General features: G+C 70.0%; 14 protein-coding genes. 6 read left to right on the forward strand and 8 right to left on the reverse strand.

The genetic code is table 11. The annotated features are described in order from the left end of the window. Positions 1–150: 150 nt before the first annotated feature. The 5 genes from ABNT58_RS15350 to ABNT58_RS15370 all read right to left on the reverse strand — a co-directional run bounded on the left by ABNT58_RS15350 (position 151) and on the right by ABNT58_RS15370 (position 10,148). Entirely contained in the window at positions 151–4,377 is a 4,227-nt protein-coding gene (locus tag ABNT58_RS15350; protein WP_348754331.1) for a translocation/assembly module TamB domain-containing protein, read from the reverse strand. A 1-nt stretch (position 4,378) separates the two neighbouring features. Continuing rightward, positions 4,379–6,223: a BamA/TamA family outer membrane protein gene (locus tag ABNT58_RS15355; protein ID WP_348754332.1), complete on the reverse strand. Its 1,845-nt coding sequence runs from the start codon at positions 6,221–6,223 to the stop codon at positions 4,379–4,381. Next, positions 6,220–7,392, reverse strand: a complete 1,173-nt coding sequence (locus ABNT58_RS15360) for a VWA domain-containing protein (RefSeq protein WP_348754333.1) — start codon at positions 7,390–7,392, stop codon at positions 6,220–6,222. The genes ABNT58_RS15355 and ABNT58_RS15360 overlap by 4 nt, the downstream gene beginning before the upstream one ends. A gap of 119 nt (positions 7,393–7,511) precedes the next feature. Further along, positions 7,512–9,551 carry a S9 family peptidase gene (locus tag ABNT58_RS15365; protein WP_348754334.1) on the reverse strand — a complete coding sequence of 680 codons (2,040 nt, stop codon included), beginning with the start codon at positions 9,549–9,551 and terminating at the stop codon, positions 7,512–7,514. A 6-nt stretch (positions 9,552–9,557) separates the two neighbouring features. Then, complete coding sequence (locus tag ABNT58_RS15370) at positions 9,558–10,148, reverse strand: GNAT family protein (RefSeq protein WP_348754335.1); 591 nt, start codon at positions 10,146–10,148, stop codon at positions 9,558–9,560. Positions 10,149–10,248: 100 nt separating this feature from the next. Between ABNT58_RS15370 and ABNT58_RS15375 the strand changes: the two genes are divergently transcribed. Further along, on the forward strand, positions 10,249–11,046 hold the full coding sequence (locus ABNT58_RS15375; RefSeq protein ID WP_348754336.1) for a hypothetical protein: 798 nt from the start codon (positions 10,249–10,251) through the stop codon (positions 11,044–11,046). A 19-nt stretch (positions 11,047–11,065) separates the two neighbouring features. Here the strand turns inward: ABNT58_RS15375 and ABNT58_RS15380 are convergent, their stop codons facing one another. Continuing rightward, positions 11,066–11,920, reverse strand: coding sequence for a MoxR family ATPase (locus ABNT58_RS15380; RefSeq protein ID WP_348754337.1), 855 nt, complete (start codon positions 11,918–11,920; stop codon positions 11,066–11,068). A gap of 106 nt (positions 11,921–12,026) precedes the next feature. Between ABNT58_RS15380 and ABNT58_RS15385 the strand changes: the two genes are divergently transcribed. Continuing rightward, a complete protein-coding gene (locus ABNT58_RS15385; protein WP_348754338.1) occupies positions 12,027–12,704 on the forward strand; it encodes a c-type cytochrome in 678 nt (225 codons plus the stop codon). 138 nt (positions 12,705–12,842) lie between these two features. Here the strand turns inward: ABNT58_RS15385 and glgA are convergent, their stop codons facing one another. Both glgA and glgC read right to left on the reverse strand, forming a co-directional pair. Further along, positions 12,843–14,372, reverse strand: coding sequence for a glycogen synthase GlgA (glgA, locus tag ABNT58_RS15390; RefSeq protein ID WP_348754339.1), 1,530 nt, complete (start codon positions 14,370–14,372; stop codon positions 12,843–12,845). After that, on the reverse strand, positions 14,369–15,634 hold the full coding sequence (gene glgC, locus ABNT58_RS15395) for a glucose-1-phosphate adenylyltransferase (protein WP_348754340.1): 1,266 nt from the start codon (positions 15,632–15,634) through the stop codon (positions 14,369–14,371). The genes glgA and glgC overlap by 4 nt, the downstream gene beginning before the upstream one ends. 271 nt (positions 15,635–15,905) lie before the next feature. Between glgC and ABNT58_RS15400 the strand changes: the two genes are divergently transcribed. From ABNT58_RS15400 to malQ, 4 genes are all read left to right on the forward strand, one after another. Next, complete coding sequence (locus ABNT58_RS15400; RefSeq protein ID WP_348754341.1) at positions 15,906–18,338, forward strand: glycogen/starch/alpha-glucan phosphorylase; 2,433 nt, start codon at positions 15,906–15,908, stop codon at positions 18,336–18,338. 16 nt (positions 18,339–18,354) lie between these two features. Further along, positions 18,355–20,553, forward strand: coding sequence for a 1,4-alpha-glucan branching protein GlgB (glgB, locus tag ABNT58_RS15405; protein ID WP_348754342.1), 2,199 nt, complete (start codon positions 18,355–18,357; stop codon positions 20,551–20,553). Further along, the gene (gene glgX, locus ABNT58_RS15410) at positions 20,553–22,631 is read left to right on the forward strand and encodes a glycogen debranching protein GlgX (RefSeq protein ID WP_348754343.1); all 2,079 of its coding nucleotides are present in this window, start codon (positions 20,553–20,555) and stop codon (positions 22,629–22,631) included. The genes glgB and glgX overlap by 1 nt, the downstream gene beginning before the upstream one ends. 47 nt (positions 22,632–22,678) lie before the next feature. Continuing rightward, positions 22,679–24,168, forward strand: a 1,490-nt coding sequence (gene malQ, locus ABNT58_RS15415; RefSeq protein ID WP_348754344.1) for a 4-alpha-glucanotransferase, incomplete at its 3' end; no start/stop codon positions are given.

Consider the following 24,168-nt stretch of genomic DNA (forward strand, 5'->3'; position numbering starts at 1 on the left):
CTACAGCTCAAGGGCGGATCAGGTTTGGCGCAGCGACCGCGACACGGTCAGCATTCAGAGAAAAAACCTCTGGGGGCCTGGTTCGGGAAGATACAAGGGCGGGTGCTCCCCCTCGGGGGGGCGCGAGCGCAGCGAGCTTGGGGGCCAACATCAATTCCACCGCCAAGTCCAGATCACGTCCACCGCGGTATCCGCCCCTGCCTGCGCCCGCAGCGTGAAGCGCTGCGCGGCGCGGTAGATCAGCTGCCAGTTGCCGGCGGCGGTGTTCACGCCGTGCTCGTAGCCCAGGTACACCCGCTGCGAGATCTGCTTGCCCAGCGACACGATGGTGTCCTTGGTGCTGCCGTTTTCCTCCTGCCGCACCGACAGGTCGTCCAGCCCGATGCTCTTCATCAGGTCGCCGGTGCGCGAGGGTCCGTCGCCGGCGATCAGGGCCATCGCGGCGCGCTGCAGCAGCGCGGTGTCGTTGCGGGCCAGGCCGTCGGGCGCGCGGCCCAGCAGCAGCCACGACAGCTTGTCCATGTCGGCCATGTCGGGGTCGCTGAACAGGCGCACCCGAGGGTTGAGCGCGGTGCCGCCGATCTGCACGCCCACCGCCACGTCCAGGTTCGGCCGGATGGCCACGATCTCCAGCCGCGGGTTCTCCACCGGCCCGTCGAAGCGCACGATGCCGCGTTCGATCTCCAGCTTCTGGCCGTAGGCCGCATAGGTGCCCGATTCGGTGCGCACCGCGCCGTCCACCGCCAGCTGGCCGCCCGGGGTGGTGACGGTCACGCGGCCCTTGAGCCGGGTGTCGATGCCGCGGCCCTTGAGCTTGAGCTGGTCGCCCATGGACACCTCCACCCGCACGTCGGCATTCATCGTGGGGGCGGGCGTGGGCGCCGCGGCGCGCTTGGCGGCGGCGGCTTCGTCGGGCGTGATCGGCGGGTCGCCGCGGCGGCGCACCACCACCACGTCGCTGTCCAGGCTGGGCGCATCGCCGCGCGAGAAGTCGATCAGCCCTTCGTCGATGCCGAAGCGGCCGTCCACCTTCAGCCGGTCGCCCTCGAAGCCGACGTCGGCGCGGCCGCTGGTCACGATGCGGCGGTCGAGCCGGCCCAGCGCGGTGAAGCGGTCGGCCAGCACCTGCAGCTGCACCGTGGGCTTGGCGCCCAGCGTGGCGCGGCCGGTGGCCGTGAGCGTGCCGTCGCCGCCCTGCAGCCGCAGCTGGCGCAGCGTGGCCTCGGTGCCCTTCAGTTGTATGGACAAGCTGCCGTTGCGTGCGTCGATGCCCTGCAGCAGGTTGCGCACCGCCAGCTCGCTGCCCACCAGCTCGCCGTTGATGCCGGGTTCGCCCAGCGTGCCGCTGAAGTAGGCGCTGGTGCGCAGCTTGCCGCCCAGGCGCCAGGCCGGCGGCACCCAGGGCGCCCACACGGCCAGGTTGTCCACCCGCCACTCCAGCACCCCTTCCAGCGGCGTCTGCGGCGTGGGCCAGGCGGCGCCGGCCGGCGGCCGCAAGGCCTGCGAGCCGGCCATCACGCCCAGGTTGGCGCCGGCCACCGCCTGCGTGAAGTACCAGGTGCCGTTCTGCGCCGAGGCAGCCACGCGCAGGTCGGTCAGGCCCAGCGATTCCACGCCGGCATCGTCAGCCAGCGTCAGGTCGCCGCCGGCGCGTTCGATCACCACGTCGCCGGCCACCGCGCCCGCGCTGTGCAGCGAGATGCGGCCTTGCAGCGCCAGGTCGCCGCCCCAGCGCATGTCGGGCTGGAAGCGGGCCAGCCACGGCGCCACGCGCAGCGGGTCGAGCTGCGCTTCCACGTCGATGCGCCGCGGCGTGCTGCCGCTGGCGGCCTGCCAGCGCGCGGCCTGCCAGCGCAGGGCGGCGCCCAGCGCCTCCAGCCGGCCGGGCTGCAGCGAGGCTTCGGCCACGCCGCCGTCGGCGTCCAGCCGCAGCGCGCCGGCCAGGTTCTGCGCGGCCAGCCAGGCGGGCTGCGGCTGCACGCGATCACGCGCGCTCAGCTCGGCCACGCGGCCTTGCCACAGGCGGTTGGCGGGCTGCCAGCTGCCGTCGCCGCGCAGCAGCACGGCGGTGCCGGCCGCAGCAGGCGTGCGCGTGCCCCGGCGGGCTTCGGCCACGTCGGCCCAGGCCGGCGGCCGCACCGGGCTGTCGGCGTCCAGGCTGAAGCGGTGGCGCGCCAGGCTGCCGTCGATCACGGCCTTGAGGTTGTCGATGCGCTGCACGCCTTGCGCCAGGCCCTGGGCCTGCAGGTCGAGCGACAGCGGCGCATTGGCATCGGCCGAGGCCTGCCACGAGGCCACCAGCTTCTGCAGCCGCGCATCGCCCGTGACCAGGCCACTGACCTGCAGGTTGCCGTCGGTCTGAAGCGCGGGCCAGCGGCCCTGCAGCTGGAAGCGGCCTTGCGCGGTGCCGGCTTTGGGCATCCAGGCCTGCAGCGCGGGGCTCAAGCCGCCCAGCGGTGCCAGCGCGGCCAGCGCCGGCGCATCGAGCTGGCCTTGCCAGCGGTCGGCGGCCGGCGCGCCGCCGGTCTGGCCGTCCAGGTCGAGCCGGTTGCCGGCGGCGTTCAGCCGGGCGCTCAGCTGCTGGGTGCCGGTGGCCTTCCAGTCCAGCGTGCCGTCCAGCGGCACGCCGGCCAGCAGGCTGTTGCGCAGCACCACGTTGGCCTGGCCGCGCAGCGCCTGCAGCAGCGGCGTGTTGGGGTTGGCGGGGGCGGGCAGGTTGGCGGTGGCCTTCCAGCTGCCTTCCAGCTGGTGCGGGCCCTTGCGCCAGGCCGAGCCGGCAGGGCCGGGCACCCACGGCGTGGGGTCGAAGGCGGTGAAGCTGCCGCTGGTGTCCAGCGACCAGGCGCCCGCGGGCGCCATCTCGAAGCGGGCCTTGGCCTGCGCACGCGCAGCACCGGCGCTGGCCTGCAGCTGCCGGACCTCGGCCAGCAGCTGGCCGTCGGGCTGGCGGGTGGCTTCGGCGTCCACCACCACGCGGGCGCGCGGCGACTGCGGCTGGGCCAGCCGGCCGTCCAGCGTACCGCGCAGCGCGGCCACCAGCGGCGCCCCGGCGGGGGCCGCGCTGCCGTCGGGCGAGGGCAGACCGCGCACCGACAAGGCCAGCGGGCCGCTGACCGTCATGGCCGCGGCGCGGGCATCCAGCTGCGCCGGTTGCACGCCGGCCAGCTGCAGGTCCAGCTGCAGCGCATCGGCCTGCCAGCGGCCGCTGCCTTCCACCCGGCCGGCCGCGGGCAGGTCAGCCTGCAGCCGCGTGAACTCCAGCGTGCGGCGGTCGGCCGGCGTGCCGCGCAGCGTGAGCTGCAGCGCCTGCAGCGGCAGGCGCTCTTCGTCCCAGCGGCCGGGCAGGGCGTTGGTGATCTGCAGCGCGATCTCGGCCGGCTGGTTGGCGCCGGCGCTGTCCACGCGCACGTCGCCGTTGAGGCGGGTGGCGGGCAGGCCGTTGGCCAGCGGTGCCAGGTCCAGGGCCTGCAGCTTGGCGGTCAGTGCGCCCAGCGGCCAGGCCTCGAACGGCGTGACGATGGCCTGCAGGTCGATGCGGCCCGGCGTGGTGTCCGCGGAGGCGGTGGGGCTGGTGCTGCTGGCGGCGCGCAGCGCGGCCGTCAGCCCGATGCGGTCCAGCGGGCCGGTGGCCTGCACCTCGGCCTGCAGCGGGAAGCTGCTGTCCGGCGTGGAGCGCAAGGCCGCCTGCAGTTGCAGCGCCATGTCGCCCTGCGTCTCGATGCGGCCATCGGCCGTGAGCTGCAGGCCGTCGCGCGTCAGGCGTGCGCCTTGCAGCAGGTGCACGCGGTTGCGGTCGGCGCCCAGGTGCAGGCTGGCCGCGATGTCGGTGATGGCGGGCTGCTCGTCCACCAGCACGGTGTCCACCGTCAGCCCCTGCACCTGCACTTCCAGCGGCAGGCGCAGGCCGCCGGGGCGTTGCAGCGGCTGGCTGGGGGGCGGCTCGGGCTGGGGTGCGGTGCGCACCACCACGCGGTCGGCATGCGGGGCCTGCAGCACCAGACCGAACAAGGTGCCTTCGCTGGGGCGGAAGCGCCAGCGCAGGTCTTGCCAGCGCAGGTTGTCCACGGTCACCTGCAGGCCGTCGGCGCCGGTGTAGGCCACACGCGGCGTGGCATAGGGCCCGCCGCTGAAAAGGCCCTGCGGCTGCTGCACCACCAGGCCGGGCACCTGGCCCAGCAGCCAGGCATTGCCGGCCGGCGTGCGCAGCAGCCAGGCGGCACCGGCGGCGGCCAGCGCCAGCAGCACCAGCAGGGCCAGCAGGCTCAGCAGCGTCCAGCGCAGCGCGCGCCCGCGCAGGGTGCGCAGCGGCGCGGGCCGGGCCGCGGGCGCGGCCGGCGAAGCGTCGGGTCGGGTATCGGGCGGCAAGTCGGTGGCCATGTCAGAACTGCACGCCCACGCTGAGGTGGAGCCGCACGGATTTGGTTTCGCGGCCATAGGCCAGGTCGACGCTGATCGGCCCCAGCGGGCTGCGGTAGCGCACGCCGGCGCCCACGCCCAGCGCGGGGCTCAGCTCGCTCCAGCGGTCGGCGGCATTGCCCAGGTCGACGAAGGTGGCCCACCACAGGCCCGGAATGCGCGGTGTCAATGGCGTGGCGATCTCGGCACTGGCGGTCATCAGCACGTTGCCGCTGCGGGTGACGCCGTTTTCTTCAGGCCCCAGGTCGCGGTAGCCGTAGCCCCGCACCGATTCGTCGCCACCGGCGCGAAAGCGCTGGCTGTCGGGCACCCGCAGGTCGTTCTTGACGAACACCTGGCCCAGCTCCAGCCGGGTGTGGGCGTACCAGTCTTCGCCCACCGGCTTCCACCACTGCAGCTTGGCATAGGCCCGGGCATAGGGGCCGGTGGCGGTGCTGTTGTCGAAGTTGTCGCTGCGGGCCTGGCCGACGGCGGTCTGCAGGGTCAGGCCCAGGCCGTCGGTGGGCAGCAGCACGTTGTCCACCTTGCGCCAGGTGTTGTGCAGGTTCAGCGAGATGGCGCGGGCAGTTTCGGTGCCCAGGTCGTTGCGCGTGTCGGACTGTTCCACCTCCACGAACAGCAGGCGGTCGATGCGCTCGCTGTCGAAGGCGCGGCCGGCGCGCAGGCGGGCCGATCGCACCACGTCGTCGCTGGACTCCACCCGTTCCAGCGCGCCGCCCACGAGGTTGCGCTTGAGGCCGGGCAGGGTGTGGGAGGTGAGTTCACCCTCCCAGGCCTGGCGCAGCTGGGCCAGCTCGAACTTGTTGCGCAGCGTGGCCCGCTGGCCAAAGATGCGGCGGTGGATGTGTTCCAGCGTGGCCCGCGGGCCGGTGTTGGCGCTGACGCCCAGGCCCACGATGGCGGTTTGCAGCGGCAGCTCGCCCAGCCGCACCGTCACCGGCGTGGCGTCGGCCACCGCGGGGTCGGTGTCGATGTTGACGGTGGCGCGGTCATAGAGGCCCGCGCGTTGTAGCCGCTCCTGGTAGTCCAGCAGCAGCTGCTCGGTGGCCGGCGTGCCGGGCTCGAAGTTGGCCAGGTTGCGCACCGTCTGCTCGTCGTGCCGCTCCAGGCCCAGGATGCGCAGCTCGCCGGTGCGAAACAGCGGGCCCGACTGGGCGGTGACCCACAGCACCGCGTTCTGGTCCACCGCGTCCACCTCGGCGCGGGTGCTCTCCCAGCTGGCGGCGGCATAGCCCGAAGCGCGCAACTGCGCCAGCGAGCTGCTCTTGGCATTGCCCCACTGCGCATTGCGGAAGGGCGAGCCCGGCGGCATCGGCCAGTTGCCCTGCAGCGCGCTGCGCGCGGCCATGGCGCGGGTGTCGCCGGCTTCCACCGCCTGCTGCAGCGGGCCCTTCACGCCCCACACCACGTCGCGCACGATGGTGCGCTCGCCGGGCTGCACCGTCACACGCACCTTGGGCGGGTTGTCGGCCACGCGCTGCACCTGCACCTGGGCGTCGAAGTAGCCCTCGGTTTCCAGCAGCGCGCGGGCCTGGGCGGGCGTGGCCGCTTCCAGGCGGCGCAGCTCGGCCGGGGTGATGGGCTCGTCCGGCGCCAGCGCACGCAGGCGGCCCAGGTCCAGGTAGTTCTCGAGCAGGCTGCGCAGCTCACCCGGCGCCTGCACTTCCAGTTCCACGGCCAGCGGCGCCAGCGTGGCCTCGGTGGCGCCCTGGGGCTCGGGCGGCGGCGGTGGCGGCTTGAGCCACGCGCAACCGGGCAGCACCACGCAGGCGGCCAGCAGCAGGCAGGCGCCTGCGCGCCTGATCATTTGCTCAGCAGCCGCATCGCACCTTCCAGCCCCTGCAGGCTCAACGGAAACATGCGCTGATTCATCAGCTGCTGGACGATGGCAATGCTCTGCCGGTATTGCCAGACGCCTTGCGGCTCGGGGTTGATCCATGCGAACTTGGGAAAGGCCTGCGTGAGCCGCTGCAGCCATTCGGCGCCCGGCTCTTCGTTGTTGTATTCGACGCTGCCGCCGGGCTGCAGGATCTCGTAGGGACTCATGGTGGCGTCGCCCACGAAGATCAGCTTGTAGTCCTTGTTGTACTTGCGGATCACGTCCCAGGTCGGGAACTTCTCGCTGTAGCGGCGGCGGTTGTTCTTCCACATGAAGTCGTAGACGCAGTTGTGGAAGTAATAGAACTCCAGGTGCTTGAACTCGGTCTTGGCGGCGCTGAACAGCTCTTCCACGCGGTGGATGTGCTCGTCCATCGTGCCGCCCACGTCCATCAGCAGCAGCACCTTCACCTTGTTGTGGCGCTCGGGCACCATCTTGATGTCCAGCAGGCCGGCATTGGCTGCGGTGCTGTGGATGGTGTCGTCCAGGTCCAGCTCTTCGGCCGCGCCTTCACGCGCAAAGCGGCGCAGCCGGCGCAGCGCCACCTTGATGTTGCGGGTGCCCAGCTCCAGGTTGTCGTCGTAGTCCTTGAAGCTGCGCTGGTCCCACACCTTCACGGCGCTCTTGTTGCGGCCCTTGTCCTGCCCGATGCGGATGCCCTGCGGGTTGTAGCCGTGGGCGCCGAACGGGCTGGTGCCGCCGGTGCCGATCCATTTGTTGCCGCCCTCGTGGCGTTCCTTCTGCTCTTCGAAGCGCTTCTTGAGCGTCTCCATCAGCTCGTCCCAGCCCATCTTCTCGATGGCGGCCTTCTGCTCGGGGCTTAGCTCCAGCTCCAGCGTCTTGCGCAGCCATTCCAGCGGCACGTCCTGGCTGAAGTCGGTCAGCATTTCCACGCCCTTGAAATAAGCACCGAAGGCGCGGTCGAACTTGTCGAACTGGCTCTCGTCCTTGACCAGCGTGGTGCGGGCCAGGTAGTAGAAATCGTCCACCGACGGGCCGATCACGTCGGCTTTCAGCGCTTCCAGCAGCGTCAGGTACTCCTTGACGGACACGGGCAGCTTCGCGGCGCGCAGCGTGTAGAAGAAGTTGATGAGCATGGCGAAGGTGTCCGGCGGGGGCGATCGGGCCAGTGTAGGCAAAGCACTGCGTAGGCAATGCAAGTGCCAGCAAACGTCTTCGGGGCGCCGCTTGCATCTGCTTGCAAGCGGCGGGGTGCTCAGGCGGCCGGCTTGCGCCGCTTGCGCGCCGGCTGCTGGGCCGGGTCGTGGCGCTTGAGCCAGGCCAGGAACTCGGCATACCAGAGCCGGCTGTTGCGGGGCTTGAGCACCCAGTGGTTCTCGTCGGGGAACCACAGCAGCCGCGTGTCCACGCCGCGGGCATGCAGCGTGTTGTAGTAGGCCAGGCCCTGTGCATCGGGCACCCGGTAGTCCTTGGCGCCATGGATCACCAGCGTGGGCGTGCTCATGCTGCCGGCGTAGCTGGCCGGGCTTTGCGCGGCCACCTGGTCGGGCTTGTCCCAGTACCAGGCACCCAGCTCCTTGGCATGCCAGCTCCAGGCATCGTCGGCGAACATGGCCTGCCAGTCGAAGCAGCCGGCATGGCACACGTAGGCCGCGTAACGGCCGGCCGGCACATGGCCGTTCATCCAGGCCACCATGTAGCCGCCGTAGCTGCCGCCGGTGGCAAACACGCGTGCCGGGTCGGCCCAGGGTTGCTGCAACAGCGCGTCGGTGGCGGCTTCCACGTCCTGCAGCTCCAGCGTGCCCCAGCGGTGGGTGATGCTGTCGAGGAAGGCATAGCCGAAGCTGGAAGAGCCGTGGTAGTTGACCGCCGCCACCACATAGCCCTGCGCGGCGAACAGCTCGGTGTTCCAGCGGTAGTGCCACACGTCGCCGGCCGCGGTGTGCGGCCCGCCATGGATCAGGTGCAGCAGCGGGTACTTCTTCTTGGGGTCGAAGCCGGGCGGGTAGGTCAGCCACACCTGCACCTTGTCGCCTTCGGCGCCGGTGATCCAGATGGCCTCGTTGCGGCCCCAGGCCAGCGGGCCCAGCAGCGCATCGTTGAAGCGCTCGATGCGGCGCGGCTTCTGGCCCGGCAGGCAGGCGATCACCTGCGCCGGGTGGCTGGCCGCATCGCGCAGCGCCACCAGCGTGCCGGCCTGCTTGTCGAAGCCCTGCACCCAGCCGCCTTCCAGCACCACCTCGGCGCGGCGGTCGGGCAGGTCGAAGCGCCACAGGTGGCAGCGGCCCTGCTGCTCGGCGGTGAACAGCACCGCCTGGCCGTCGTCTTCCCAGTGCAGCGGGGCATGCACCTCGTGGTCCCAGGCTTCACTTTCCACCGCCCAGCGGCCCGTTCGGCTGCCGGGGCGGCTGCGCTCCCACACGGCCAGCTGCGCCGGCATGGTGTGCTTGCGGCCCTGGTGGCTGGCGGTGAAGGCCACCCGCTCGCCATCCGGGCTGTAGCGCGGAGACGAGAAGTCATAGGCCTCGTCGCGCGCGATCACGTCGACGCGGCCAGTGGCCAGCTGCAGCTCGGCCAGCGCATAGCGGCCGTCGATGCGCTTGACCGGCGCCGGGTCGAAGGCAAAGACGATGCGCTCGCCATCGGGCGAGACGTCGAAGTTCTCGGCGCTGGGGTCGACCCGGCGCAGCTCCCAGGCCGTGCCCTCGAACAGGTCGCGCACCTTGCCGCTGTCCACGTCGATCAGGTGCAGGTGCGGCACCCGGTCTTGCGGCAGGTGGTCGTCCCAGAAGCGGTACAGCGGCTCGGCGGTGACGTAGCCGGTTTCCTTGCGCTCCGAAAAGGCCTTGTAGGCCTTGGCCTGGGCGCGGCCGCCCTTGAGCTGCGGCCACACCCACGACACCGCGACGATGCGCTTGCCGTCGGGCAGCCAGCGGTAGGCCTCGATGCCGGTGGCCACCGTGGCCACGCGCCGGGCTTCGCCGCCGTCGGCCGGAATCACGTACAGCTGCGGCGCGGTGTCCTTGCGGCCTTCCTGTTCGCGTTTGGCGATGAAGGCGATGCGGTCGCCGCGTGGGCTCCAGCGCGGCTGGCCGTCCTTGTCGCCGCCATGGGTCAGCGCCCGCGGCTTGCCGCCCTGGGTGGACAGCAGCCACAGCACCGTGCGGCTGTTGTTGTCCTCCATCGAGAAGCGGGTGACCGGCAGCACCGCCTGCGCGCCATCCGGCGACAGGCTGGGCGCGCCCAGGCGCTCGATCTTCCAGAGGGCTTCGATGTCGAAAAGCTTGTGGGCCATGGTGTGTCAGCGCGGCTTGGCGAGCTGCCAGTCGAGGTGGTTGCGCACGGTGGGCCATTCAGCCGCGGTGATGCTGTAGACGGCGGTGTCGCGTAGCGCGCCGTCGGCGGTGCGCTGGTGGCTGCGCAGGATGCCGTCGAGCTGCGCGCCCAAGCGCTCGATGGCCCTGCGGCTCTGGGTGTTGAGGCGGTGCGTGCGAAACTCCACCGCGATGCAGTCCAGCGTGTCGAACGCATGGGCCAGCAGCATGCGCTTGCACTGGGTGTTCAGCGGTCCGCGCTGCCCCCGGCGCGCCAGCCAGGTGCTGCCGATCTCCACACGCTGGTGCACCGCATCCACGTTCATGTAGGTCGTCATGCCCACCGGCGTGCCTTCGGTGTCCAGCACGGTGAAGGGCAGCATGCTGCCCGCGGCCTGCAGGCCCAGCCGCCGCTCGATCTCGGCCGCCATGCGTTCCGGGGAAGGCACGGCGGTGTACCAGAGCTTCCACAATTCACCTTCCTGCACCGCTTCGGCCAGCGCACCGGCATGTTCGGTTACAAGAGGCACCAGGCTGGCCCAGCGGCCAGACAGTTCAACGGGTTGGAGCCAGGGCATCGTGGTGTAACCACCAGGGCTTAACTGGTGTTTTTCTTGCTGTTGACACGCGACGATGATCGCATCATCACCCCTGTCCACTCTCGCCCCGCGTGACGACATGAGCACCTGCACCGCCCCTCGCCGTCACCCCCTGCCGATGCTGGCCGGCCTGCCGGCCCTGCTGTGCCTGTTCATGGGCTCGGCGCGGGCCGAGCCCTGGGCCGACCCCGGCCCCGCCGTCGCCCCCGCCGGCCTGCGGGTGCAGTGGCTCAAGCCGGTGGCGCGCAAGTCGCTGCTGGGGCCCGCGGCCTTTGCGGCGCCGTCCACCTGTTCGCTCGACCCGTTTGCCGATGCCAACCCCGAGCAGCGCGAACGCCAGCTCGAGCGCGCCGACGTCAGCGGCGGCATGGGCTACGGCTGCACCGGCGAGCGCATGGCGATGAACGTGGCCGCGCCGCCGCCGGCCGTCACCAGCAATGCCCGCATGCGGCGCTTCGACCTGTCGATCGACCAGTGGATGAGCACCCGCCTGGCCGACCAGTTGACCACCAGCGCCCGCCTGGGCGTCAAGGCCAGCGGCGACCCCACCGTGCGCAGCCAGGCCGCGCGTGCACTGGTGGCCGCCGGCAGCATGCTGCGGCTGAACGACGACTGGGCGATGGAGCTGCAGTTCGGCCGCGACAAGGACACCACCGCGCTGCGCTCGCGCGCCAAGTGGTCCACGCTGTGGCGCGTGGCCGGTGAACACCTGATGTACCTGCAGCTGGCCTCGGAGCCGGCCGGCACCGCGCAAACCGTGGGCATGCGCTGGTGGCTGGTGCCCCGGCGCGCCACGCTGGATGTGTCGGCCTACCGGCCGGTGGACACCCAGCGGGTGGAACCGCGGCTGGGCTTGTCAGTGACGCTCGGGCGCTGAGTCAGCCCCCAAGCTTTTTTCAGCGGTTGTGCCGCTGCATGAACACCAGCTTCTCGAACAGCGTCACGTCCTGCTCGTTCTTCAGCAGCGCGCCCAGCAGCGGTGGCACGGCCACCTTGTCGTCCTTGCTCTGCAGCGCCTCGGCCGGAATATCTTCGGCCACCAGCAGCTTGAGCCAGTCGATCAGCTCGCTGGTGCTGGGCTTCTTCTTCAGGCCCGGCAGGTTGCGCACGTCGTAGAAGTTCTTCAGCGCAGCGCCCAGCAGCTCTTTCTTGATGGCCGGAAAGTGCACGTCGACGATCTTCTGCATCGTCGTGGCATCGGGGAACTTGATGTAGTGGAAGAAGCAGCGGCGCAGAAAGGCGTCGGGCAGCTCCTTCTCGTTGTTGGAGGTGATGAACACGAGAGGCCGGTGTTTGGCCTTGACCAGTTCCCGCGTCTCGTAGACGTAGAACTCCATGCGGTCGATCTCGCGCAGCAGGTCGTTCGGAAATTCGATGTCGGCCTTGTCGATCTCGTCGATCAGCAGCACCACCGGCTGCTCCGACGTGAAGGCCTGCCACAGCGTGCCCTGCACGATGTAGTTGCGGATGTCGCGCACCTTCTCGGCGCTCACCGGGTCTTGCAGCTGGCTGTCGCGCAGGCGGCTGACCGCATCGTATTCATACAGGCCCTGCTGGGCCTTGGTGGTGCTCTTGATGTGCCACTGCAGCAGCGGCATGCCCAGCGCGCTGGCCACTTCCTCGGCCAGCATGGTCTTGCCGGTGCCGGGTTCGCCCTTGATGAGCAGCGGGCGCTGCAAGGTGATGGCTGCATTGACGGCCAGCATCAGGTCCTGGGTGGCGACGTACTGGTCGGAGCCTTGGAACTTCATGAGTGGTGGCCTTCGGTGCGAGCGTGATAAGGGTTAAAACCAGTATAAGGGGCCCCCTATAATCAGCGGTTGAACTCAAGCCCACAGCCACAGGTCCGCGACAACGATGAACAAAGCCCACTCCATGCTGTTTGTGCTGGCCCTGTCCGGCATCGTTTCGGCGGCTGACGCGCAAGACATCAAGCCTGACGCCGCTGCCGGCGCCAAGAAGGTGGCCATGTGCATCGGCTGCCATGGCATCCCCGAGTACAAGGCCGCGTTCCCTGAGCAGCACCTCGTGCCCAAGATCTCGGGCCAGGGCGCCAAGTACATCGTGGCCGCGCTCAACAGCTACAAGACCGGCGACCGCAAGCACCCCACGATGCGCGGCATCGCCGCCTCGCTGACCGACCAGGACATGGCCGATGTCGCCGCCTTTTATGAAGGCAATGTGGCCGACCCGCAGCCGGCACCCGAAGCACTGGCTGTCAAGCCCCGCCCCGAAGTGGCCGAGCTGCTGACCAAGGGTGCCTGCGTGTCCTGCCACGGCGCCAACTTCTCCAAGCCCATCGACGGCAGCTACCCCAAGATCGCCGGCCAGTACCCCGACTACCTGTACGTGGCCCTCAAGTCGTACAAGACCACCAACAACAGCCTGATCGGCCGCGGCAACGCCATCATGGCCGGCCAGGTCAAGCAGTACAGCAACGCCGAGCTGCGCGCCATCGCCGAGTACATCGGCTCCCTGCCCAGCGAGCTGCAAACCCGCCCCGAGTCGCGCTTCCGCTTCGCTTCGAACAAGTAAGCAGCGCCGCGACCGTGCCGCAAAAAGCCGCCTTCGGGCGGCTTTTTTGCTGGATGGAGCCCCCAAGCTCGCTGTGCTCGCTACCCCCCGCGGGGGCGCGTTCCGCCTTGGGGCGGCCCGGCGGCGGAACGGTCCCTGTCAGCCCTCCGGCACCCCACGCGGTTGCGCGGCGCGGGCCGCGATGGCCTCGCGGTACAGCGCCAGGTACTGCTGGGCCGGGCCTTCCCAGGAGAAGCGGGCGGCCATGGCGCGGCGGCGCATCTGCTGCCAGGTCACCGGTTCGACGAAGGTGTCGCAGGCCTGGTGGATGGCGCCTTCCAGCGCGTGGCCGCTGGCGGCGTCGAACATGAAGCCGGTGGCCTGGTCAGCCGCCAGCGTGTCCGGCGTGGCGTTGACCACCGTGTCGGCCAGGCCGCCCACGCGGCGCACCACGGGCAGCGCGCCATAACGCTGGGCATACATCTGCGTCAGCCCGCAGGGCTCGAAGCGGGAGGGCACCAGCACCAGGTCGGAGCCGGCCATCACGCGGTGGGCCAGGTCTTCGTCGTAGGCCAGCTTCACGCCCACCTGGCCGGCATGCGCCTGCTGCGCCATGCGGAAGGCGGCTTCCAGCGAAGGGTCGCCATTGCCTTGCAGCACCAGCTGGCCGCCGCGTTGCAGCAGCGCCGGCAGCGCGGCCAGCACAAGGTCCAGGCCTTTTTGTGAAGTCAGCCGGCTGACCACGCCGCACAGCGGACCGGCGGCCTTGGGATCGAGCCCGAATTCCTGCTGCAGCGCGCGCTTGCAGGCGGCCTTGCCGGCGGTCACGGTTTCGGCGTCGAAGCGCTGCGCGATGCCGGGGTCGGTCATCGGGTTCCACAGCGATTCGTCGATGCCGTTGATGATGCCGTGCACGTCCGTGCCACGGCCGCGGATCACGCCGTCCAGCCCGAAGCCATGCTCCAGCGTGGCGATCTCGCGCGCATAACCGGGGCTGACGGTGGTCACGCGGTCGGCGAACTTCAGGCCCGCCTTCATGAACGAGACCTGGCCATGGAACTCCAGCCCGGCCGGCGACATGAAGCGCGAGGACAGTCCCAGCCACGGGAAGTCAGCGGTGGGGAACAAGCCCTGGTAGGCCAGGTTGTGCACGGTGTAGATGGACGCGGCCTGCGTGGGCGGATGGCCGGCCACGTAGGCGCAGGCCATGCCGGCATGCCAGTCGTGCGCATGCATCACGTCGGGCGTCCAGTCGGGGTCCAGGTCGCCCGCGGCCAGGTGGGCCGCCACCCAGCCCAGCAGCGCAAAGCGCTGCAGGTTGTCCTGCCATTCCAGGCCACGGCTGTCCTGGTAGGGGCCACCGCCGCGGCGGTACAGGTAGGGCGCGTCGATGAAGTACACCGGCACGCCGGTGTCGGGCATGCGGCCGCGCATCAGGCTGATGCGCCCGGCGCCGAACATCGCACCGAGATCGAGCACACGTTGCGGCTGTTCGATGGCCCGGGCCATCTGCGGCAGGCCCGGCACCAGCAGGCGCACGTCGGCGCCGGCAGCGATCAGGGCTGGCGGCAGCGCCGCCACCACGTCGGCCAGGCCCCCAGTCTTGACCAGGGGAAACACTTCGGCCGCCACATGCAGCACTTTCAGCGGCGCCGATGAAGGCGCCGCGCCTGCCAGCCGTTCGCTCATTGCAGCGCCGCCAGCATGTCCCGCGTGACCAGCACCACGCCGCCTTCGCTGCGCAGGAAGCGCCGCGCGTCGGCTTCAGGGTCTTCGCCGATCACCATGCCGTCGGGGATGTGGCAGCCGCGATCGATGATGACCTTGGTGAGCCGCGCGCCGCGGCCCACCTGCACGTCGGGCAGCAGCACCGACAGCAGCACCTTGGCATGCGAATGCACCCGCACGCCCGAGTACAGCACCGTGCGCCGCACTTCGCCCGAGACGATGCAGCCACCCGAGACCAGCGATTCGATCGCGGTGCCGCGGCGCTCGCCCATGTCGTGCACGAACTTGGCCGGCGGCAGCTGCGGCTGGTAGGTCCAGATCGGCCACTTGGTGTCGTAAAGGTCGAGCTTGGGCACCGTGGCCGTGAGGTCGATGTTGGCGTCCCAGTAGGCGTCCAGCGTGCCCACGTCGCGCCAGTAGGGCTCCTCGCCGTGCAGCGCGCCCACGCAGCTCATGTCGAACGGATGGGCCACCGCATTGCCGTTGGCCACCGCGCGCGGAATGATGTCCTTGCCGAAGTCGTGCGACGAATCGGGGTCGGCCATGTCGCGCTCCAGTTCCTTGAACAGGTAGCGCGCATTGAAGATGTAGATGCCCATGCTGGCCAGCGCGCGGTCGGGCTTGCCGGGCATGGCGGGCGGGTCGGCGGGCTTTTCGACGAAGTCGAGGATCTGGCGCCGCTCGTCGATGTGCATCACGCCGAAGGCCGAGGCTTCTTCGCGCGGCACCTCGATGCAGCCCACGGTGCAGTCGCGGCCCTGTTCCACGTGGTCGGCCAGCATCAGCGCGTAGTTCATCTTGTAGACGTGGTCGCCGGCCAGCACCACGACGTAGTCGGCCTTGTAGCTGGCGATGATGTCCTGGTTCTGGTAGACCGCATCGGCGGTGCCGCGGTACCAGCTTTCTTCGTCCACCCGCTGCTGCGCGGGCAGCAGGTCCACGAACTCGTTGATCTCGGGCTTCAGGAAGGCCCAGCCGCGCTGCAGGTGGCGCATCAGGCTGTGGCTCTTGTACTGCGTGATGACGCCGATGCGGCGGATGCCCGAGTTCAGGCAGTTGGACAGTGCGAAGTCGATGATGCGGAACTTGCCGCCAAAGTAGACGCCCGGCTTGGCGCGGCGGTCGGTCAGGTTCTTGAGGCGGCTGCCCCGGCCACCGGCCAGGACCAGCGCCACGGCGCGCTTGGGCAGGTCAAAGTTGCGGGCGGCGTCATGCGTAGCCATCGAGGAGTCTCCCGGATCTGTTTTGGCAATCGACTTGGAACGTGGATGTACTGCTTCTGGAACTTCGAACTGCTACTGAATGGATAAGATGAACACAAGCGCACGGCGCGTTCGGTCGCAGGATAGCGCCGCCATCCAGCCCGTGCATCTGTTGCAACTGTCACGCACAGGCGTTGCTTCCGCGCCGCGCCTGCAAACCATTCCAGCATGAAACCGGGCTGGAATTTTGCAGGCCCTTCCAAAATCGCGGCCTCCTGAGGAGCTCACTCTGATGAAAACCCATACCCCCGAAACCGACCTGGCAGCCGCCACCGAACGCCACCTGCTCAACACCGTGGGCGTGGCGCCCGAGCAGGCCGGCGCGCCTGAAGTGCTGCAGGCGGTGTCGCAGGCCGTGCGCGAGCAGCTCTCGCAGCGCTGGGTGCGCACGCAGGCCGAAGACCGCGGCACCAAGGCCCGGCGCGTGTATTACCTGTCGATGGAGTTCCTGATCGGCCGCACCTTCGGCAATGCGCTGCATTCGCTGAGCCTGCAGGCCGATGCCGCGGCCGCAGCCGAAAAACACGCCAAGACCCTGGAAGACCTGGCCGCGGGCGAGCCCGATGCGGCGCTGGGCAACGGCGGCCTGGGCCGGCTGGCGGCCTGTTTCCTGGACTCGATGGCCACGCTGGGCCTGCCGTCCTTCGGCTACGGCATCCGCTACGAATACGGCATGTTCGCCCAGTCCATCCAGGGCGGCCGGCAGGTGGAGCACCCCGATTCGTGGCTGGAAAACGGCACGCCCTGGGAGTTTCCGCGCGCCGGCATCGGCTACCCGGTGTGCTTCGGCGGCTGGGTCGAGCAGCCCGCCATCCCCGGCGGCAAGGCGCAGTGGCGCCCGGCGGCCGAGGTCAATGCCAAGGCCTACGACATGGTGGTGCCCGGCCACGGCACCGACAAGGTGAGCACGCTGCGCCTGTGGAAGGCGGTGGCCCCGGCCCACATCGACCTGCATGCCTTCAACTCGGGCGACTACGCCCGCGCGGCCGAAGTCAAGAACCAGTTCGAGAACATCTCGTGGGTGCTGTACCCCAACGACAGCACGCCCGCCGGCCGTGAACTGCGGCTGCGGCAGGAGTACTTCTTCACCTCGGCGTCCATCCAGGACATCCTGGCGCGCCACCTGGAAGAGCACCCCACGCTGGACAACCTGCACGAGAAGGTGGCCATCCACCTGAACGACACCCACCCCGCCATCGGCGTGGCCGAGCTGATGCGCCTGCTGGTCGACCAGCACGGCATGGCCTGGGACGCGGCCTGGAAGATCACGCAGCAGACCTTCTCGTACACCAACCACACGCTGATGCCCGAGGCCCTGGAAACCTGGGCCGTCGACCTGATGCACCACGTGCTGCCGCGGCACCTGGACATCATCTTCCGCATCAACCACGAGTTCCTCACCTTTGCCGCCAGCAAGAAGCCCGACGACGTCGAGTTCCTGCGCCGGCTGTCGCTGGTGAGCGAAGGCGGCGAAAAGCGCGTGCGCATGGCCAACCTGTCCATCGTGGGCAGCCACATGGTCAATGGCGTGTCGCAGCTGCACTCCGACCTGCTGGTGCAGACCATCTTCTCGGACTTCGCCTACCTGTGGCCGGAGCGCTTCACCAACATGACCAACGGCGTCACCCCGCGCCGCTGGCTGGCGCAGGCCAACCCCAAGCTCAGCAGCCTGCTCGACCAGACGCTGGGCCAGGGCTGGCGCCTGAACCTCGATGAGCTGTCGCGGCTGAAGACCGTGGGCGACAACAGCAGCTTCCGCATCGCCTTCGCCGAGGCCAAGCAGCACAACAAGTCGCGCCTGGCCGCGCTGATCCACAAGACCATCGGCCTGCAGGTCGACCCCACCAGCCTGTTCGACGTGCAGGTCAAGCGCATCCACGAGTACAAGCGCCAGCTGCTGAACCTGCTGCACGTGGTCACGCGCTACCAGGAGATCCTGGACAGCCCCAACGCCGACTGGCAGCCGCGCACGGTGATCTTCGCGGGCAAGGCCGCTTCGTCGTACCACATGGCCAAGCAGATCATCCGGCTGGTGCACGACGTGGCCGCCGTGGTCAACAACGACCGCCGCGTGGGCGACCGGCTGAAGGTGGCCTTCATCCCCAACTACGGCGTGTCGGTGGCCGAGGTCATCATGCCCGGCGCCGACCTGTCGGAGCAGATTTCCACCGCCGGCACCGAAGCCTCGGGCACCGGCAACATGAAGCTGGCCCTCAACGGCGCGCTGACCATCGGCACGCTGGACGGCGCCAACATCGAGATCGGCCAGGCCGTGGGCGACGACAACATCTTCATCTTCGGCCTGCGCACGCCCGAGGTGGAAGCCCAGCGCCGCGCCGGCTACCAGCCGATGCGCATCTATGAACAGCATCCGCGGCTGAAGTCGGTGCTGGACATGATCGCCAGCGGCGCCTTCTCGCCCGACGAGCCCCACCGCTACCGTGGCGTGGTCGATGCGCTGCTGTGGGGCGGCGACCACTACTTCCTGCTGGCCGACTACGACTCCTACATCGCCACCCAGCGACAGGTGGACCAGCGCTTCCGCGACCGCGACGCCTGGGCGCGCAGCGCCATCGCCAACGTGGCCGGCATGGGCCCGTTCTCCGCCGACCGCACCATCGGGCAGTACGCCGAGCAGATCTGGCGCGTGCAACCGCGCCGCTGAGCCATCGCCCCACACCATGTTCACTGATAACGACATCGAGCGGCTGCGCAGTGGCCGCCACGGAGACCCCTTCGCCGTGCTCGGCCGCCATGAAGACACCAGCGGCCCGCAGCCGCGGGTGTGGCTGCGGGCCTGGCTGCCCGGCGCCCAGGCCGTCGGCGTGATCGACATGGCCACCGGCCAGCCGGCCGGCGTGCTGGCGCCGCTGCCGGTCGAAGGCTTTTTCCAGGGCCAGTTCGCCAACCTGTCGGCCGATTACCGGCTGCAGGTGCAGTGGCATGGCGGCGCGCAGTCGGTCATCGACGACCCCTACCGCTTTCCGCTGCTGCTGGGCCAGACCGACGTGTGGCTGCTGGCCGAAGGCACCCACCTGCGCCCGTTCGAGGTGCTGGGCGCGGTGCCGCGCACGGTGCTGGGCGTGGAAGGCACGGCCTTCGCGGTGTGGGCACCCAATGCGATGCGTGTGAGCGTGGTGGGCGACTTCAACCACTGGAACGGCGCCGCGCACCCGATGCGGCTGCGGGCCGAATGCGGCGTGTGGGAGCTGTTTCTGCCCGGCGTGGGCGCGGGTGCACGCTACAAGTTCGAGCTGCTCAGCCGTGAAGGCCACCTGCTGCCGCAGAAGGCCGACCCGTACGCCCGTTCGGCCGAACTGCGGCCGGCCACCGCCAGCGTCGTGGCGCCGATGCCGCCGGTGCAGGCGCCTTCGGCCCAGCGCAAGCTGGCCAATGCGCTGGACGCGCCCATCAGCATCTACGAGGTGCACCTGGGCTCCTGGAAGCGCCGGCCGGAAGAAGGCAACCGCTGGCTCACCTGGGACGAGCTGGCCGAGCAGCTGCTGCCCTATGCGCAGGACATGGGCTTCACCCACCTGGAGCTGCTGCCCATCAGCGAGCATCCGTTCGACGGCTCCTGGGGCTACCAGCCGGTGGGCCTGTATGCGCCCACGGCTCGCTTCGACGCGCCGGGCGAAGGCCCGGGCGGCTTCGAGCGCTTTCTGGCGCGGGCGCATGCGCTGGGCCTGGGCGTGATCGTCGACTGGGTGCCGGCGCACTTCCCGAGCGATGCACATGGCCTGGCGCAGTTCGACGGCACGCACCTGTACGAGCATGCCGACCCGCGCGAAGGCTTCCACCAGGACTGGAACACGCTGATCTACAACTTCGGCCGTGCCGAGGTGCGCAACTTCCTGGTGGGCAATGCCTTGTACTGGCTGGAGCGCCACAACGTCGACGGCCTGCGCGTGGATGCAGTGGCCTCGATGCTGTACCGCGACTACAGCCGCAAGCATGGCGAGTGGGTGCCCAACGAGTTCGGCGGCCGCGAGAACCTGGAAGCCATCGGATTCTTGAAGCGCCTGAACGAGGTGGTGGGCGTGGAGCGCCCGCAGGGCATCACCATCGCCGAAGAATCCACCGCCTTCCCGGCGGTCTCGCGCCCGGTGTATGCCGGCGGCCTGGGCTTTCACTACAAGTGGAACATGGGCTGGATGCACGACACGCTGCACTACTTCGGCCGTGATCCGCTGTACCGCAAGTACCACCATGGCGAAGTCACCTTCAGCCTGGTGTATGCCTTCAACGAGAACTTCGTGCTGCCGCTGTCGCACGACGAAGTGGTGCACGGCAAGGGCTCCATCCTGGCGCGCATGCCCGGCGACCGGTGGCAGCAGTTCGCCAACCTGCGCTCGTACTACGGCTTCATGTTCGGCCACCCGGGCAAGAAGCTGCTGTTCATGGGCTGCGAGTTCGGCCAGCAGCGCGAGTGGAACCACGAAGCCAGCCTCGACTGGCACCTGCTGGACGACCCGCTGCACCGCGGCGTGCAAAGCCTGGTGCGCGACCTCAACCGCCTGTATGCGGCCACGCCCGCGCTGCACCAGCGCGACTTCAGCGGCGACGGCTTCGAGTGGCTGGACCACCACGATGCCGAGCATTCGGTGTTGAGCTTCGTGCGCCGCGACGCCAATGGCGGCTTCATCGTGGTGGTGTGCAACTTCACCCCCACGGTGCGCCATGGCTGGCGGCTGGGCGTGCCGGCGCCGGGCGAATACCGCGAGGTGCTGAACACCGATGCCGCGGCCTATGGCGGCAGCAACACCGGCACGCCGCTGGGCGCCGCCACGTCCGAGCCGGTGGCCTGGCATGGCCGCGACCATTCGGTGCAGCTCACGCTGCCGCCGCTGGCCACGGTGTTCCTGAAGCTCGCTGACTGATGACCCCACCCGCCTTCGCCGCCCTGCAACCCGGCCGCCCCTGGCCCATGGGCGCCACCGCCAATGGTGACGGCGTCAATTTCGCGGTGGCCTCGGCCCATGCCGAGGCAATGACGCTGTGCCTGTTCGACGAGACTGGCAGCACCGAACTGGCCCGCCTGCCGCTGCCCGCGCGCAGCGGCGACGTGTGGCATGGCTGGCTGCCCGGCGCGCGGCCGGGGCTGGTGTACGGCTTTCGCGCGCACGGGCCCTGGCAGCCGGCGGCGGGCCATCGCTTCAACGACCAGAAGCTGCTGCTCGACCCCTGGGCGCGTGAGATCGTCGGCCGCCATGAGTGGCGACCCGAGCACACCGGCGCCGACCCGCGCGACAACGGTGCGCATGCGCTCAAGGCCCGCGTGGTGCCGGCGGCCGAAGCCTTCGACTGGGCCGGCGACCAGCCGCTGCGCACGCCGCTGGCCGACACCGTGCTGTACGAGCTGCACGTCAAGGGCTTCACCCGCCAGCACCCCGGCGTGCCCGAGGCGCTGCGCGGCACCTATGCCGGCCTGGCCAGCGACGCGGCCATCGCCCACTTCCAGCGGCTGGGCATCACCGCCGTCAGCCTGCTGCCGGTGCACCAGCACATCGACGAAGAGCGGCTGGTGGCGATGGGCCTGTCCAACTACTGGGGCTACAACACCATCGGCTTCTTCGCACCCGAGCCCGGCTATGCCGCCACCGGTGATGCGCGGCGCGAGTTCCGGCAGATGGTGCAGCGCCTGCATGCCGCGGGCATCGAAGTCATCCTGGACGTGGTGTTCAACCACAGCGCCGAGACCGACGAGCACGGCCCCACCTTGAGCTTCCGCGGGCTGGACAACGCCGGCTGGTACCGCCTGCGGCAAGAAAGCCGGGCGCTCTACGAGAACGACACCGGCTGCGGCAACACGCTGGACATCCGCCAGCCACGCGTGCTGCAGCTGGTGCTGGACAGCCTGCGCTACTGGGTGGGCGAGATGCATGTCGACGGCTTCCGCTTCGACCTGGCGCCGGTGCTGGGCCGTGGCCACCAGGGCTTCGACCGCCATGGCGCCTTTTTCATGGCGCTGCGGCAAGACCCGCTGCTGCAAGGCGTCAAGCTGATCGCCGAGCCCTGGGACATCGGGCCCGGCGGCTACCAGCTGGGGCAGTTTCCGGCCGGCTGGCTGGAGTGGAACGACAAGTTCCGCGACACCATGCGGGCCTTCTGGCTGGGCCATCCGGCGCACCGCGGCGACTTCGCGCGGCGGCTGGCCGGCTCGGCCGACCTGTTCCACCAGCGGGGCAGGGCGCCGGGCGAGGGCGTGAACTACGTGGTCTCGCACGACGGCTTCACGCTGCGCGACCTGCTCACCTACGAGCAGCGGCGCAACCAGGCCAACGGCGAAGACAACCGCGACGGCCACGGCCACAACCTGGGCTGGAACTGCGGCCACGAAGGCGAGACCGACGACGCGGCCGTGCAAACCACCCGCGCCCGCCTGGCGCGCGCGCTGCTGGCCACCGTGCTGCTGAGCCAGGGCACGCCGATGATCGCGGCCGGCGACGAGCTGGGCCACACGCAGGACGGCAACAACAACCCCTACTGCCAGGACAACGCCACCACCTGGATCGACTGGGCAGCGGCCGACGAGGCGCTGATCGACTTCACCGCCCGGCTGATCCGCCTGCGGCGCGAGCGGCTGCCGCTGGGCGAACGCTGGTACAGCGGCTTTCCCGACGCAGAAGGCCTGCCCGACCTGGCCTGGTTCAGCCCCGAGGGCCCGGCGCTGACGGCAGCGCAGTGGCATGACGGCGATGCCCGCGCCCTGGGCGCCTTCATCGGCAGCCCCGGCCGGGCGACCGGCCCCTTGCTGCTGCTCATCAACGCCCAGGCCGATGAGGTGCCGTTCTTGCTGCCCGCGGTGGAGGCTGGCGAGCCCTCGGCTGCGGCTTGGCAGCTGCGGCTGAACACCGCCGAGTGGCCGGGCACGCAGCCTGCCCAGGCTGCCACCGTGCCGGCCGGGGCGTGGTACACGGTGCCCGCACGCAGCCTGGTGCTGCTGGGCCGCGCCTGAGCGGCGCCCCGGCCGCCGACCTTTCAACTGCTGTCCACCGCTTCACGATGCGCCTTCCCCGACTCTCCGGTGTTCTTCTCCACCCCACCTCGCTGCCCGGCCCGCATGGCAGCGGCGACCTGGGGCCCGCGGCGCGCCACTTCGTGGATTGGCTGCACGGCGCTGGCCAGTCGATCTGGCAGATCCTGCCGCTGGGCGGCATCGGCCCGGGCAACTCGCCCTACATGAGCAGCAGCGCCTTTGCCGGCAACCTGCTGCTGATCGACCTGGACGAGCTGCGCCAGCATGGCTGGCTGACCGACGCCGACCTGGCCCCTGACGGCGTGGCCGACCCGCGGCGCATCGACTTCGACACGCTGGTGCCCTGGCGCATGTCGCGCCTGGCGCGCGCGGCGCGCCACTTCGCGGCCGCGCCGGGGGCGCATGCGGCGGCTCATGCGCAGTTCAAGGCCGAGCAGGCCAACTGGCTGCCCGACTATTCGCTCTTCATGTCGCTGTGGGAGCACCACGGCTTCATCGACTGGACCGACTGGCCGGCGCCGCTGGCGCGCCGCGAGGCCGCTGCGCTGGCGCAGGCCCGTGAGCGGCATGCCGAGCGCATCGCCTTCTACGAGTTCTGCCAGTGGAGCTTCTTCCGCCAGTGGAAGGCGCTGCGGGCTTATGCCAACCAGCGCGGTGTGCAGATCATGGGCGATGCGCCCATCTTCATCGCCCACCAGAGCGCCGAGGTGTGGGCACGGCAGGAGCTGTTCGAGCTGGATGCGCAAGGCCGGCCCACGGTGGTGGCCGGCGTGCCGCCCGACTTCTTCAGCGAAACCGGCCAGCGCTGGGGCAACCCGCTGTACCGCTGGAGCGCGCATGCGGCCGAAGGTTATGCCTGGTGGACCGAGCGCATCCGCCGCATGTTCGAGATGACCGACCTGGTGCGCATCGACCACTTCCGGGGCTTTGCCGGCTACTGGGAAATTCCGGCCGATGAGCCCACGGCCATCAAGGGCCAGTGGAAGCCGGGCCCGGGCGCGGCGCTGTTCGACGCGGTGGCCGCCGCGCTGGGGCCAATGCCCATCGTGGCCGAGGACCTGGGCGTGATCACGCCCGACGTGGTGGCGCTGCGCCAGCGCTTCAACTTCCCGGGCATGCTGATACTGCAGTTCGCATTCGGCGGGCCCAGCGACAACAGCTACCTGCCGCACAACCACACGCCCGACAGCGTGGTGTACACCGGCACCCACGACAACAACACCACGATGGGCTGGTGGCACGCCGCCGGTGAGGCCGAGCGCCACCACGTGCGCAGCTACCTGGCCACCGACGATGCCCATGTGCTGCCCGCGATGCTGCGCGCCGCGGCCGCTTCGGTGGCCGACACCGCCATCTTCCCGATGCAGGACGTGCTGGGCCTGGGGGCCGAGGCGCGCATGAACGTGCCGGGCGTGGGCGATGGCTCGTGGGCCTGGCGCTTCGAGTGGCAGCAGGTGCGGCCCGAGCATGGCCAGGCGCTGCATGAGCTGAGCCGCCAGTACGGCCGGCTGCGCAG

The organism is uncultured Aquincola sp., from assembly GCF_964001545.1.
GTDB lineage: Bacteria > Pseudomonadota > Gammaproteobacteria > Burkholderiales > Burkholderiaceae_C > Aquincola.